At 43.3% G+C, this 13,827-nt stretch carries 13 protein-coding genes; 7 read left to right on the top strand and 6 right to left on the bottom strand.

Annotated elements, in window-relative coordinates; all coding sequences use genetic code 11:
• Nucleotides 1–70 precede the first annotated feature (70 nt).
• The 4 genes from RID53_RS01030 to RID53_RS01015 all read left to right on the top strand — a co-directional run bounded on the left by RID53_RS01030 (nt 71) and on the right by RID53_RS01015 (nt 1,831).
• Nucleotides 71–811 carry a Uma2 family endonuclease gene (locus RID53_RS01030; protein ID WP_446386354.1) on the top strand — a complete coding sequence of 247 codons (741 nt, stop codon included), beginning with the start codon at nt 71–73 and terminating at the stop codon, nt 809–811.
• A gap of 116 nt (nt 812–927) precedes the next feature.
• Nucleotides 928–1,128, top strand: a complete 201-nt coding sequence (locus RID53_RS01025) for a type II toxin-antitoxin system VapB family antitoxin (protein ID WP_446386353.1) — start codon at nt 928–930, stop codon at nt 1,126–1,128.
• A 227-nt stretch (nt 1,129–1,355) separates the two neighbouring features.
• Nucleotides 1,356–1,562, top strand: a complete 207-nt coding sequence (locus RID53_RS01020) for a hypothetical protein (RefSeq protein ID WP_446386352.1) — start codon at nt 1,356–1,358, stop codon at nt 1,560–1,562.
• A gap of 2 nt (nt 1,563–1,564) precedes the next feature.
• On the top strand, nt 1,565–1,831 hold the full coding sequence (locus RID53_RS01015; RefSeq protein ID WP_446386351.1) for a type II toxin-antitoxin system RelE/ParE family toxin: 267 nt from the start codon (nt 1,565–1,567) through the stop codon (nt 1,829–1,831).
• A 229-nt stretch (nt 1,832–2,060) separates the two neighbouring features.
• Here RID53_RS01015 and RID53_RS01010 read toward each other — a convergent pair whose 3' ends face one another.
• Nucleotides 2,061–3,380: an NB-ARC domain-containing protein gene (locus tag RID53_RS01010; protein WP_446386350.1), complete on the bottom strand. Its 1,320-nt coding sequence runs from the start codon at nt 3,378–3,380 to the stop codon at nt 2,061–2,063.
• A 471-nt stretch (nt 3,381–3,851) separates the two neighbouring features.
• On the opposite strand from RID53_RS01010, the gene RID53_RS01005 reads away from it, so the two are divergent.
• The 3 genes from RID53_RS01005 (at nt 3,852) to RID53_RS00995 (ending at nt 8,724) form a co-directional block, all read left to right on the top strand.
• Complete coding sequence (locus RID53_RS01005; protein ID WP_446386349.1) at nt 3,852–4,769, top strand: glycosyltransferase family 2 protein; 918 nt, start codon at nt 3,852–3,854, stop codon at nt 4,767–4,769.
• 102 nt (nt 4,770–4,871) lie between these two features.
• Entirely contained in the window at nt 4,872–6,806 is a 1,935-nt protein-coding gene (locus tag RID53_RS01000; RefSeq protein WP_446386348.1) for a hypothetical protein, read from the top strand.
• A gap of 280 nt (nt 6,807–7,086) precedes the next feature.
• Complete coding sequence (locus tag RID53_RS00995; RefSeq protein WP_446386347.1) at nt 7,087–8,724, top strand: glycosyltransferase family 39 protein; 1,638 nt, start codon at nt 7,087–7,089, stop codon at nt 8,722–8,724.
• Nucleotides 8,725–8,758: 34 nt separating this feature from the next.
• On the opposite strand, the gene RID53_RS00990 is transcribed toward RID53_RS00995, so the two are convergent.
• The 5 genes from RID53_RS00990 to RID53_RS00970 form a co-directional block, all read right to left on the bottom strand.
• On the bottom strand, nt 8,759–10,102 hold the full coding sequence (locus tag RID53_RS00990) for a TIGR03279 family radical SAM protein (RefSeq protein ID WP_446386346.1): 1,344 nt from the start codon (nt 10,100–10,102) through the stop codon (nt 8,759–8,761).
• 47 nt (nt 10,103–10,149) lie between these two features.
• The gene (locus RID53_RS00985; protein ID WP_446386345.1) at nt 10,150–10,698 is read right to left on the bottom strand and encodes a hypothetical protein; all 549 of its coding nucleotides are present in this window, start codon (nt 10,696–10,698) and stop codon (nt 10,150–10,152) included.
• Nucleotides 10,699–10,799: 101 nt separating this feature from the next.
• Nucleotides 10,800–11,894, bottom strand: a complete 1,095-nt coding sequence (locus RID53_RS00980) for an ABC transporter ATP-binding protein (RefSeq protein WP_446386344.1) — start codon at nt 11,892–11,894, stop codon at nt 10,800–10,802.
• Between the two features lie 114 nt (nt 11,895–12,008).
• Nucleotides 12,009–12,884, bottom strand: a complete 876-nt coding sequence (locus RID53_RS00975) for a carbohydrate ABC transporter permease (protein ID WP_446386343.1) — start codon at nt 12,882–12,884, stop codon at nt 12,009–12,011.
• Nucleotides 12,885–12,891: 7 nt separating this feature from the next.
• Nucleotides 12,892–13,797 (bottom strand): carbohydrate ABC transporter permease, encoded by a 906-nt coding sequence (locus RID53_RS00970; RefSeq protein WP_446386342.1) that lies wholly within the window; start codon nt 13,795–13,797, stop codon nt 12,892–12,894.
• Nucleotides 13,798–13,827: the final 30 nt, after the last annotated feature.

Here is a 13,827-nt window from a genome sequence, read left to right as displayed (position 1 = left end):
CAGCAACGCGCGATCGCTAATCAGCGAATCTGACCATTAAACTAAAGATAGAAGTATACCATCCTTCCCGATGACCCTTGCCAAGGATTCACAACCAACAGATCAAATTACTTCCCTTAACGACACAGAGGATATTATTATTCCTCCATCTGATTTGTTGAGTGATGAACCGCCCTTGGAAAGTGACCTACATCGAGATCAAATAGAACTCCTGCTGGCTTGCCTCAAGTGGTGGTGGCGAGAACGCACTGACTTCTATGCCACTGGTAATCTTACCATCTACTTTAGCCCAGAACACATCACCACACGAGACTTTAGAGGACCCGATTTTTTTGTCGTGTTAGGAACAGAAAATCGACCCCGCAAAAGCTGGATATTATGGGCAGAACAGGGAAAATACCCGAATGTAATTGTGGAACTGCTTTCTGACAGCACCGCTACAGTTGATAAAGACTTTAAGAAAAAACTTTACCAGGACACCTTCCGCACCCCCGAATATTTTTGGTTTCATCCAGATACATTAGAGTTCCAAGGGTTTATACTTATGGCGGGTGAGTACCAACCGATAGAACTCACTCCTCAAGGGTGGTTATGGAGTCGTCAGTTGGAACTATTTTTAGGAATTTATGAGTCAAAGCTGCGTTTTTTCAGCCCAGAGGGTCAACTTGTCGCCACACCAGAAGAGAGGGCAGAAATTGCCCAGAAACAAGCGGAGATAGAACGACAGCAGCGGGAACTTGCACAACAGCAGGTAACAGAATTGCGAGCTAGACTTAAAGCGTTAGGCGTTGAACCCGATTTGCCAGAGTAGTAAGCGTTTGTCAATGAATAGCCGCACATCGGTGATCAGAGTTGAAAACTTTCTCAAGCTGTTCTCTGCCTTAAAATTGAATATATTGTCATACCTTAATTGTACTAGATAAATCCATGGCAACCAATATTGAAATTGACGAAAAGCTTCTTGAAGAAGCACTTTCATTGTGCGAACATTCAACAGCAGATCGGTTGATTGAAGCAGCTTTGCGAGAATACATTCAACGTCGCAAACAACTGAAAGTTTTGGAGTTATTTGGAACGATAGACTATGAAGAAGATTATGATTACAAGCAACAAAGACAAACAAGATGAGCGTTATTGTTGACAAGGGAGGGTTCATAGGGGGAGAAGGTAGGAAGGGTGACGAGAGATGCATCGGTGATCAGGTAGATTGTACGATCGAAGCAAGTAATGGCATCGAGAAAGGTTTGTTTCGCTGAGTTAAGGAAAGCAGGAGTTGGGTGAGGTTGAGGATTGAAGTTTGACTATGCCATAGTTAATGTAAAGAATAGGTCAGTATGATGAGGCTATGATAAATTATGACTTTTAATGATGTCGTTGAGGCGATCCAGAATCTTTCCACAGATGAAAAGCTGGAAATTCAACTGTTGTTGAAGCAATACATCCGTGAAGAACGCCGTGGCGAGATATATAGGAACTTCAAGTCAGCGCAGGTTGAACAGCAAAAAGGGGAACTAAAGTCTTCTGCCAATATTAACGAACTAAGACAACTGATAGAGGAATAATTGTGGAAGTCAGTTTCAGCTCTTCGTTTAAACGTGCATTCAAAAAACGCATTAAGGGTAATCCAGATTTAGAAACAAGGTTTTGGCAAAAATTAGAACAGTTTACGGTAGATCCATTCGAGCCAAGTTTGAAAACACACAAATTATCAGGCAAGCTTAAAGATTTATGGAGTTTCAGTGTAGATTACGATGAGAGGGTATTGTTCTACTTTACGGAAGATAGAAAGGCTGTTTTTGTAGATATTGGCAGCCCTGATGAAGTGTATTAATGCACTAAAAGTATACATAAGCTGGATTTATTCATCTAGAATCCAGAATAACCAAATTTATTGAGTATATCTTGACAGGAAAGAAACTCGGAGTCGCATGATTAAAGAATCGGTTTAGATGTTATTCCCTCAAGCCAATTATACTAAATCCAGGTTTCCCACCCTAGCTATAAGTCAGTCCGCGTAGGCGGACTTTGTTTGTGTAGCAGTTATTTCAATCGCCGTGGCTTCAATCTTCTAACGGAGTCATTAATTGCAGCGTCACTTCCCGAACAGCTGGTGGTAAAATAAATCGACCCTCCGACTTCTCCACCAGCGATCGCTGACTCAGAGAACCCAGCGCCCGAATCACTTCCTGGGGTGATGTATCACTAAAATGCTGTTGCAATGCTTTAAACGAAATCGCCTCTTTTTGGTGAGCCAGATAAACCAATAGTCTTTCTTCTAATTCTGATAAGCGGTCTAAAACTTCCTCAATAAAATCACTAATATCATGAGTAAACAACGTCGTCGATAAAAAATCCGTCACGTCACCATCAAAAACTTCCTTAATCGTCGTCGCCACCAGCTTGAGCATAAACGGATTACCGCGATACCCTTGAATTAACGGTTGCCATTTTTTCTCGCCCGATAATCCTTTTTCCTTTAAGATTAATTGAGCCGCGTCTCCTAACCCCTCTAACTTAAAGGAACGAACGGGTGATGTCTCACCTTCTAATAAGGAAACTTCATTCAGTTTTTCCTGAGACGTAATTAATACACAGCTTTGGTGCGGTTCTTCTCCTAAACGTCGGAAAAAATCACCATACCCTTCATAGCCTTCTCTGTAAATCCCAGCTAGCTTCCCACTCTGCAAAATCGACTCCACACCATCCAAAATGACCAAACAACGATGCTGTCGAAAATAGTCAATCAACCAGGAAATGCGCTGATCAGGGGTTTGGGGTATTACCGTTTCCGGTTGCTGGGATAAGTCTGGAATTAAAGCGGCGAGAAGATCAGACACAGAAGGGGCTTGACGTAGCGATCGCCACAGGACAACCTCAAACTCATCCTGTAACTGTTTCGCCACCTTCACCGATAACGCCGTTTTACCAATACCACTCATCCCCAACAGCGCCACTAAGCGACAGTGTTCCTGAATAATCCACCGTTCCAGGGTTTTCAGTTCATCACCACGCCCGTAGAATACGGAAACATCGGGTGCTTCACCCCAATCCCGGCGATTTGGCGGCTGGGGTGAGGTAGGGGGGGGACTCTGGGAAACAGGGGAACGGTTTGGCGTATCCTTTTGCTGCTGGAGATACTCTTGATAGCGGTTAACCAAGATTTGTTGCAATTTGGTCAGCTTAACCGGACCTCTACCCGGAATCTTAAACTTTTGGTAGACTTCGCTAAGTCGCTTACGCACAGCATCCCCACTAATCTGAAGGTGAGACGCGATCGCAGCCGTTCCATGACCCTCCATCGCCAGGGACAACACCTCTAATTCCGATTTGGACAGATTGCGTTCAGTAGCAATGGTTTTGAGAAAATCCTGAGAAATCACCGTCCGATGCTCACACTTATACCAGACTTCACTCTTCAGCTTAACTCATATTCATGAGAATAAATGAAGTCGATTTCCAGATTATCAAGTCTAAAAGAGGTAGCCGAACCCTAAACTGGACGCCATCTGAACAAAGAAGAGGGTTTTTTGTGTAATTGATGCCCTTAGCCATTTCATCGTCATCCTGGATTATCAACTCGAATCTTCACAAGAGTGATAGGCTGCTCTTATCAACGGATGAAGACCCGATTAGGTGTGCGGCTACCAACCTAAGCCGGGACAGCGCCTAAGAAAGATCTGTTCCCTAACCTAAATGTCCCGCTTTAGATGGATCACCGGTGTGCTGTACGGATTTGGTGATACCTTATACATCAATAGATAAAAAATAGTTAAACTGTCTTCTGAAATACAGTAAGTCATGATAAATTTGGGAAACATTAAACGGGGCTTTTACTCAAAGGCTTATTGAGCATGCAGGAAAGTAGCCAAGTCAACCAAGAATTATCCTCTAGCCATAATGGTTTAGAGGCAAACTGTCCGCCATTTTCCATCATCCTTCCCGTTTACAACGAAGAAAAAGGCATTACCCTAACTATCGATCATCTCCAGAACACTCTCAAATCGGCTAACTGTGAGTATGAGATTATCGCTGTTAATGACGGTTCGACGGACAAAACAGGTGAACTGTTGCGCTCCTGCTTGAATGTTAGAGTCATTGAACATCGCCGGAATCGGGGATATGGTGCTGCACTGAAGACAGGAATTCGACAAGCTAAGTATCCTTTAATTGTGATTACCGATGCTGACGGCACCTATCCCAACGAAATGATTCCCCATCTGGTTGCTTTGACCCAAAATGCCGATATGGTTGTGGGGGCGAGGATTGGTACTCAGGTTCACTATTCAAATCTGCGGAAAATACCGAAATGGTTTTTGATTCGCTTTGCTGAATGGATCACAAATAGTCGAATTCCCGATCTCAACAGTGGACTGCGAGTTTTTCACAAGAGTGTGGTTAAACGATTTCTGAAGATCCTGCCAGACACATTTAGCTTCACGACTACCATTACAGTAGCCATGCTAACCAATAATTATATCGTACATTACGAAGCCATTAACTTTCATCATCGTCAGGGTAAAAGCAAGATCAAGCCAATTCGCGATACGTTGCGTTTCATTCAATTGATTTTACGAACGGGAGTTTACTTTGCGCCTTTAAGAGTGTTTATCCCTATATCAGGATTATTTTGGCTGGGGTTCTTGTTTACATTTATCCAAGATATTATTGTTCGCGAAAATCTTACGGAAAGGACACTCATTCTTTTGATTGCTGCTACCCAAATTGGTATGTTTGCACTTTTAGCGGATATGCTTGACAAACGAACCTAGTTGATGGTGTTCAATTCCCTGAAAAAATACTGAATTATCTGTTTTTGTCAAACCTTTTTTATTTACAAACAAAAATCAAAGATTAATTAATTTGAGATTTCTATGCTAATCAAGTATTTACGTCAATGGTTAACCACTCCGATTGATAGAGCTTACAGTCCCCAGCTCAAATTCTGGTTTTTTTTAAGTCTAACATTGGCGGGAATCTATGGAATTCAGGGATTACAGGAGGCATTCAGTAGTGAATATGTGATTCAAGATGATGCGCGGCAACATCTATTTTGGATGCAGCGATTTTTAGACCCTGAGTTGTTTCCTAATGATTTAATTGCTGATTATTATCAATCTAATGCTCCCTTGGGCTACACCCTATTCTATCGACTATTTGCCCTAGTCAACATTGATCTAATTTGGCTGAGTAAAATCTTCCCCATAGTCCTGGGACTTGTGACAACTGGCTATAATTTTGGTCTATGCATGCAGATTTTTCCCGTACCCGCAGCCGGATTTATTAGTACATTGCTTTTAAACCAAAGCCTTTGGGGTGGCGCTGTGCTAATCACGGCTACACCCAGGGCTTTTGAATGGTTGTTTTTTCTAGCTTTTTTATACTATTTGCTACGACGTTCCTGGTTACCCTGTTTAATCGCGATCGCCTTACAAGGATTGTTTTATCCTCCCGTTATACTGGTAACGGCTGGAATCTTAGTTTTGCGGATATGGCGATGGGATCAAGGATTGCCTCGTTTGGCAATAGATCGAAACAATTTTTTCTGGTATGTTACTGGATTAGCGATCGTATTTCTGGTGCTGTTACCTCATGCCGTCGGTTCCTCAGAATTTGGTCCAACGATTACAGTCAATGAAGCCAAGGCATTACCAGAGTTTGAACCTGAAGGACGAACCAATTTTTTTGTGAACAACTTTCGGGATTTTTGGTTCAATTCCCATCGCAGTGGACTCATGGCATGGCCCTGGAAACCTCCAATTCGCTATGCGGCATTATGCTTACCAATTTTGTTGCGCTATCCTTCTCGCTTTTCTGGAGCTAGACATCTCACGTCTGGCGTCTCTCTTTTAATTCAAATGGTGCTAGTATCCCTGGGCTTATTTTTTACGGCTCATGCCCTATTATTTAAGCTCTACCTTCCCAGCCGATACGTGTTGGGACTAGGGTTAGCCATCAATCTCGCAACTGGAATCGCTTTAATTATACTATTAGATACCTTATTCAACGCTTGGCATCCGTCGAGAAAGGTTAGCTTAAGAGCAATCAGTTTATTTGGCGGAATCTATACCCTACTCATCACGCTTTATTGGTTCATGTTCTACTTTCCTGGCGGGAAAAAGGCTTTAGTCGCTTGCCTCGTTTTGGGAATAGGAATAGCCTTAATCGCATGGCGGCTAGATTGGGGTGGGCAGAATCAACCACCAGACAATCAATCTTACCGAGGACACCAGGTTTTAGTATTAGCAGCAACAGTCGTATTAGCCGTAGTACTTATCGGCTATCCTAGTATGCTAAGGTCTTTTCCAGGAACAGATTACTCTTTTGGTAAAGTTCCCAAACTCTACGAGTTTTTGGCTAAACAGCCCAAAGACATTCTGATTGCATCGTTGGCAGGGGAGACAGATAATCTGCCCAGTTTTGCCAAACGCTCAGTTTTAGTATCGCGGGAATATGCGCTACCTTACCAGGTGGGGTACTATAAGCAAATCCGTCAGCGAGCGATTGATCTGATCAAGGCTCAATATAGTCCTAATTTAGACGAAGTACAACGCTTTATTGAAAAATATGGCGTAGATTTCTGGCTGCTAGAGCGGAACGCTTTTACACCGGAGTATATCGCTAATCCTAGATCTTTGACCAGTCGTTGGATCAGGCAGTATCAACCCGCAGCAACGGAAGCGCTAGAAAGCCTGGAAAAAGGTAAGGTTCCTGCTTTGGCGAGGGTCAGACACCGTTGTTCTGTTCTTGAAACCGATGATTTTGTACTCGTGAATACAGAATGTATTGGGACTATCTCTAAAAAATAGTATATTTAGTAATTCTTTGTTCCAATATAAGGTCAATTAATCTACCAATAGTTTAAATTAGTATGCTAGTCGTGCATCTCCCCAAATGGGTTCTTTGTTCGCAATTTTTTCAGGTTACGGTCTTGCCAAGAGAGGAGATATGCGGCTATTGCCTAAAAAAATATTATCAAACTTAGTTATTTTAGGTATAGCTATTTGTTAATCCTCGTGGTAATAAAGAATTACTGTTAATTGAAATTAAAAGTCAGCAACGTAGGGTTCAAGATAAGGTGAAAAAATCATGATTTTTTTTCAAAAAAACATAAAGAATTTATGTTTTTTGTTCGTTTTATTGTTAGCTATCGGTATATTTTTTCGATTCGTTAACATCGACAAAAAAGTATACTGGGGTGATGAAACCTACACATCATTACGGATTTCTGGCTACAAATGGGCGGAATATTCCCAAATATTCGATGGTAAGGAATATGGCATCGAAGATATTCAAAAGTATCAGCGAATCAAGCCAGAAACCGATTTAACTGATACGTTGGAGTCCTTAGCCGTAGAAGATCCCCATCATCCACCCCTTTATTATATCCTAGGGCGATTTTGGGTACAGTGGTTTGGTAATTCCGTTGCCGTGAGGCGAAGTTTGTCTGCCTTAATTAGCTTGTTGGCGTTTCCTTGTACTTACTGGCTATGCCTAGAATTATTTCAGTCTCCACTGACAGGAGGAATAGCTACTGTACTCATGGCTGTTTCACCTTTTCATCTCCTTTATGCTCAAGAGGTGCGAGAATTTAGTTTGTGGACTGTAACAATTTTACTATCGAGTGCAGCACTTTTGCGAGCCATGCGGCGACAAACAAAACTGAGCTGGGGCATTTATTCGATAACTTTAGCACTGGGTTTCTACACGTTTCTCTTTTCCGTACTTGTGGGAATTGGTCATGGCATTTATGTCTTTACCATAGAAAAATTCCGCTTAAACAAGAGATTTTTTGCTTATAGTGTTGCTTCTATTGCTGGACTGATTCTGTTTAGTCCATGGCTATTTGTTGTGATTGAAAACTTATCCCGAATTCAAACAACAAACGCAGACAAAACGTCAAGAGTGCCATTCGCTTATTTGATGAAAACCTGGGCATTAAACTTGACCCATATTTTCTTTGATATTCAATTTGGTTATCATGATCCGTTTAACGTGCAATTTGGCTATGATGACAGTTTGAGCTATTTAATTTTAGCTACAGTAATTTTGGTGGGATATGCGATTTATTTTCTCTGTCGTCACACACCCAAAGAAGTTTGGTTATTTATCTTAACTTTAATCGGAGTAACAGCCCTAGCCCTAATGCTGCCAGATGTTATCATTGGAGGAACCCGTTCAATCAATGCTCGATATCTGATTCCGTGTTATTTGGGAATTCAATTGGCAGTTGCTGATCTTCTAACCAACAAAGTTTTCGCCACTTTCGTGAAAATCCAGCAACGGAAATTTTGGCAGCTTGTTATGGTGATACTAATTTCAGGTTCAGTTTTGTCTTGTGTACTGATTTCCCAAGCAGAAACTTGGTGGAGTAAGTATAGTGACTATTATGATGCCCAAATAGCTCATATTGTTAATGAAGCTGAACGTCCCCTGGTAATTATAGATAATCCCTGGAGAGTATTACCACTGAGTTATTCACTGGACTCAAACGTGCGACTTCACGTGACTCCTACTCCCGATAGTGTACCGATAATTTCTGAAGGATTCAGTGATATATTTATATATAACAGCTACAGAGGCCGTTCTGAACAATTTCGCGAGACTATTACAAACTCTTACGGTGGCCATTTAGAGCTTATTTACAAAGCGGAACTCACGTTTAAAAATCGGGAGATCTCACTCTGGAAATTAAAAAACAGTAGAGAGGGGGAACGTTTCAGATAACAACTTAAATTACCCGACAGTTCTTAAAACCTGTCTATTTTATAAACCTTCTTACACAACGTTCAATCAATTCCTCTATTCCATTAACCACCCAAATTTGAGTTCCTAGCTGACGACTTATCTCTGCCACCGTCATATCATCTAAAAATCGCGTATCATCATGTTTAAGCATGACTGAAGGCAGTAAAATCCCGTCACCGAAGTCTTTTCCTGACAATGACCCCAGCAAATCTTGTCCAGTTAATAACCCCGTAACCGTAATCTCTTGTCCCCAATACTCACTCCGTAGCGCTGCTAGTTTGACTTCTAATCCCTCAACTTTATTCAACTGCTGCACTAGGGGCATAAAGGCTGTTTCCACTGCATTACCGACCACCCAGGTTAATTCTCGCGCAGGTTCCACACGAGTGGGTAAAATCCGCATAGCCGCGTCTTGAAATTGTTTAATAAACTGGCGAATTGAACCCACACCATTCCCAATTTGGGGATAATCTTCGTAATGAGATTCTGACGGTAATTCCTGTTGGGCGATTAAAAACCATTCATCCGCTAACCAAGCAAAGGTAGACCCGAATTGTTGGCGAAATTTTGTTTGTAGCGATTGAACCTGCTGGATAACTTCTGCTGCTTTCTGGCGACTAACCGGGATTAATTCATCTTCTGCGGGACGAAAGCGAGTTAATCCCACCGGAACAACAGCGACTGAAGCAACAGCCGGGACTTCATTCTGTTGGAATTGGGCTAAATCGTTGAGGGTTCGTTCTAAGTGAATGCCATCATTAATACCCGGACAAACCACAACTTGAGCATGAATTTGCAATCGTCGTTCCTGAAACCATTGCAACTGATCTAAAATCTGCCCAGCACGAGGATTTTTGAGGAGTCGGCTGCGAACGTCCGGTTCCGTGGCGTGGATAGAAACATACAACGGAGATAGACGCAGGCGTTCTATCCGATTCCATTCGCTTTGAGTGAGGTTGGTTAGGGTTAAGTATGAACCATAGAGGAAACTGAGGCGATAGTCGTCATCTTTGAGATATAAACTCTGTCGTTTTCCGGGAGGTTGTTGATCTATGAAGCAAAAGGGACAGCGATTATTACACTGGATTAAGCCATCAAATAAGGCAGTTTCAAATTCTAGTCCTAAATCCTCGTCGTAGTCTTTCTCAATTTCGACAAAATGGGTTTTTCCCGCCGCATCTCGGACTTCGAATTTTAGGAGTTCATCGGCACAGAGAAATTGATAGTCAATTAAGTCACGGGGAGGTGTACCGTTAATCGAGACAATGGCGTCACCGGGTTCAAACCCCACCTCAGCCGCGATGGAGTTGGGGATTACTTTATTAATTAAAGCTGGACGGATAGAAGTTTCACTCATTGGAAAGGGAACAGGGAACAGGGAACAGGGAATAGGGAACAGGGAATTCAAAATTCTAGTTCTTGAACGCCATTGGGTGTAATTTCATACCCCCATTCTGGATGCTGGGAAATTGCCCGTTCTATTTCGGGTCGAAGAATGGGATCTGCCATGAATTGGGCAATAGTGGTGGGATCAGGTCGTTGACCATAGAGGCGCAGACGGCGCAAGGATTTAAATCGGGGTGATGGTTTAGAGGGATGACAAGAACGTTTCACTAAGTCACACAATCGGCGGTAGTTCTCTTGTCGTTGTTCTGGAGTCTGTCCCGTATCAAAATCAGCCGCCGTAAATACAGGTAAGTCGGGGGGATTGGAAATGTTGCGCGGTTTCCAATTGTAGCGTAGGGCTTTGATTAGAAACTCATTCGGTTGTTCGAGTTGTCCCTTGGCGCAATATTCCATAAAGGCTTGAATCGACGGTTCTAAATTGTGGGCATAGTTGTAGATCGCTTCTTTTAGATGTTCATCATCGAGTTTAACACCTAACTTTTCTAACTTAATTTTGTATTGCAGAATGATGTTGATGTGACCGGGATCAAGTTCGAGAAAGTCCATCTGATGATTTTTCCACTAGACGCCCACTTCTGATCATAAAGGTAATTAAGCATAGATCCCCGACTTCTTGAAGAAGTCGGGGATCTGCTAGATTGGGTCGGTTAGGAATGATGCGTTAAGCGATCGCCTGATTCGACATCAAACCAGTGCATCGTTTTCTCCGGTAGGGTGAGAGTCACCGTATCTTCTTCACCATCCCAGTAGTTATCAGCAGCTAACAATGCCCGAATCGTCTTCCCTTCTGACCCGTCTGAACCCTGCACTCGCACGCTAATCAGTTTTTCTTTGCCCATATCTTCGACCAAAAACACGTTACCCTTGATGGTCTGTTCGTCTCCTTGCTTGGCAATCCGCACATTTTCGGGACGAACACCCATGACAATTTGGCGTGGTTTTTGCCGCAGGTCGGGCAGTTTTAGTTTAAAGTTACCCAGAAGAGCATAATTATCCTGACAGCTAAGGGTTAGCAGGTTCATTTGCGGACTGCCCATGAAACTGGCAACAAAACTATTCGCTGGGTAGGTATAAATCTGATAGGGGGTATCAAGCTGTTGCAAGACGCCCTCATACAGCAAGGCAATCCGAGTTGAGAGAGTCATCGCCTCGGTTTGGTCGTGAGTAACATAGACGACGGGTTTGTTTTGGGATTTAAACAGTTGCTTGAGTTCCGCCCGCACTTGTTCTCGCAATAAGGCATCTAAGTTACTCAAGGGTTCATCTAATAAAAAGACTTCCGGTTCCCGAACTAAGGCGCGGGCAACCGCCACCCGTTGCCGTTGTCCACCGGAGAGTTGACCGGGTTTGCGTTCGAGTAAGGCGCGGTCTAAATCTAGCTTGATAATCACATCATCAATGCGCTTGCGAATTTCATCGCTAGGAGTGTTACGGATTCTCAGCGAAGCGCTGATATTTTCCTCCACGGTCATGTGAGGATAGAGGGCGTAACTCTGGAAGACCATGGCAATATTGCGATCGCCTGGGGGAACACCGTTAACTGTTTGTCCACTAATCACTACTCTGCCTTTCGTTGGCGTCTCCAATCCGGCAATTAATCGCAGCAATGTGGATTTACCACAGCCAGAGGGTCCAATAAAGGTCATGAACTCACCATCTTCGACATCTAGGCTAATGTCTTTAATCGGTACCGTTTTGGGATTGTATTCTTTGCGTAGATTCTGGAGTTCGAGTTTTGCCATGATTTTTACCTATTGAATATTGAATGGGAACCTGTCAAGAAATGGTAAAGGGCGACCCGAGTTGATTGAATGGACACCGTTGTTAATTGATGCAAGCGGGTCGCCCCTACAATCTCATCCTTTAACTGCCCCAGCCGTGATGCCCTGCACAATACGACGTTGGAAGAACAGCACTAACAGAATCAGGGGAATCGTTCCCGCGACTGTCGCTGCCGCGATCGGACCGTAAGGAATTTCAAATACAGAAGTTCCACCAATTTGAGCCACTGCCACTGGAATGGTTTTCATTTCATCTCGCGTAATAAAGGTCAAGGCAAAGATAAACTCATTCCAAGCAAAAATAAACGTGAGAATCCCCGTCGTCACTAGGGCAGGTACAGTCATCGGCAGGACGATTTTCAACAGCATTTGTACTGTGTTATAGCCATCAACCTGGGCGGAATCTTCTAGATCTTTGGGAAGCTGTTGAAAGAAACTTCGCAGCACCAAAATAGTCAGCGGTAAGTTAATTCCGGTATAGGGAACAATTAGGGCGATATAGTTATTCCCCAACCCTAACAGTTTCACTACCTCTAAAAGTCCCAGGAACAGTAGCACGTAGGGAAAGAGACTGACGATGAGAACGCAGGCTAAAACAATTCGCTCTCCCGGAATTCTTAACCGTGCTAAGGCATAAGCAGCGGGCGCTCCGGCGACTAAACATAAGATTGTGGAGGTGAATGAAACAATGGCACTATTCAGGATATAACGCAAAAAGGGATAACGTTCAAATAGCTGTGAGTAGTGCGTCCAAGTGAGTTGATCGGGCGCGGGAAAATAGACATTCGGAATTGTCGAAATCGCCTCATTGATCTTGAAAGATGTCAACACCTGCCAAAGGGCTGGTGCGAGGCAAAAAATTAACGTTAATACCACACCAACCCAGAGCAGAATTTGCTTGGTATTGATTTTTGACTGGTTTTTGGATGATGAGTCTTGAGCGATTGCCATGGTTAATCTACTGGTCTCCTAAAACATTAATCCGGGTTTTTGAGAGCAAAAAGCCAACAATTGCCACGGCGAGAATTAGTAAGAGGAAGGTGACGACAACCAACGCCGCACCGTAACCAAAGTCCAGATAGCGTCTCACCGTGTCATAAATATAGAGTGAAATCATTTCCGTCGCATTGGCTGGACCGCCCCCTGTCATGACTAGCACAAGGTCAAAAATCCCGAATGCTTGAGCAAATCGGAACAAGAGGGCAATCAAGATTTGCGGGGTCAGTAGGGGTAATGTAATTTGCACAAAACTCTGTACTGGAGACGCCCCATCAATTGCATGGGCTTCATAAAGATCCTTGGAAATGGATTGCAATCCTGCTAGCAAAATAATCGCAAAAAAGGGCGTTGTTTTCCAGACATCAGCCGCAATCAATGCGATCATTGCCGGAATCGGTTCACCTAACCAGGTAATCGGCTCAACAGCGGGCAACAATCGCAAAATATCATTAGCAACGCCAAACTGGTCATTAAAAATCCACGCCCATGCTAACCCCATGACAGCAGTAGGTAATGCCCAGGGAATTAGGGCGGCGGTGCGAACTAAACCTCGCCCAAAAAAGGCTTGATTTAGCACCAATGCAATTGCCATTCCCAACACTAATTCCAGGACAATCGAGGACACGGTAAACACCGTTGTGTGCCACATACTTTGCCAAAAGCGTCCATCACCCACTAGCCGTGCATAATTGTCCAAGCCAGTAAACTCTGCCTGTAACTCAGTCCCTAGATTTTGACTGAATAAACTTAACCAAAAGGCTCGTCCAATGGGATAGGCAAACACCATTAACAAGATCAGGATGGCGAGTAGGGTTAGTAACCAACCCGTTCGTATCTCTCGTTGCCGAATCGAAGCTTGTTTCATCGTAATTTCATTGACTTACAACGTGCCGTT

This window comes from Coleofasciculus sp. B1-GNL1-01 (assembly GCF_040220235.1).
In the GTDB taxonomy this organism is placed as follows: domain Bacteria; phylum Cyanobacteriota; class Cyanobacteriia; order Cyanobacteriales; family Coleofasciculaceae; genus Coleofasciculus.
Note: the sequence above shows the minus strand (reverse complement) of the source record. Positions and strands in the feature narration are given on the sequence as shown.

Excerpts from the sequence above, each read along its gene's own strand:
- RID53_RS01025 (WP_446386353.1), top strand. The coding sequence starts at position 928 with ATGGCAACCAATATTGAAATTGACGAAAAGCTTCTTGAAGAAGCACTT.
- RID53_RS01000 (WP_446386348.1), top strand. The coding sequence starts at position 4,872 with ATGCTAATCAAGTATTTACGTCAATGGTTAACCACTCCGATTGATAGA.
- RID53_RS00970 (WP_446386342.1), bottom strand. The coding sequence starts at position 13,797 with ATGAAACAAGCTTCGATTCGGCAACGAGAGATACGAACGGGTTGGTTA.
- RID53_RS00990 (WP_446386346.1), bottom strand. The coding sequence starts at position 10,102 with ATGAGTGAAACTTCTATCCGTCCAGCTTTAATTAATAAAGTAATCCCC.
- RID53_RS00975 (WP_446386343.1), bottom strand. The coding sequence starts at position 12,884 with ATGGCAATCGCTCAAGACTCATCATCCAAAAACCAGTCAAAAATCAAT.
- RID53_RS00980 (WP_446386344.1), bottom strand. The coding sequence starts at position 11,894 with ATGGCAAAACTCGAACTCCAGAATCTACGCAAAGAATACAATCCCAAA.
- RID53_RS00995 (WP_446386347.1), top strand. The coding sequence starts at position 7,087 with ATGATTTTTTTTCAAAAAAACATAAAGAATTTATGTTTTTTGTTCGTT.
- RID53_RS00985 (WP_446386345.1), bottom strand. The coding sequence starts at position 10,698 with ATGGACTTTCTCGAACTTGATCCCGGTCACATCAACATCATTCTGCAA.
- RID53_RS01005 (WP_446386349.1), top strand. The coding sequence starts at position 3,852 with ATGCAGGAAAGTAGCCAAGTCAACCAAGAATTATCCTCTAGCCATAAT.
- RID53_RS01020 (WP_446386352.1), top strand. The coding sequence starts at position 1,356 with ATGACTTTTAATGATGTCGTTGAGGCGATCCAGAATCTTTCCACAGAT.
- RID53_RS01030 (WP_446386354.1), top strand. The coding sequence starts at position 71 with ATGACCCTTGCCAAGGATTCACAACCAACAGATCAAATTACTTCCCTT.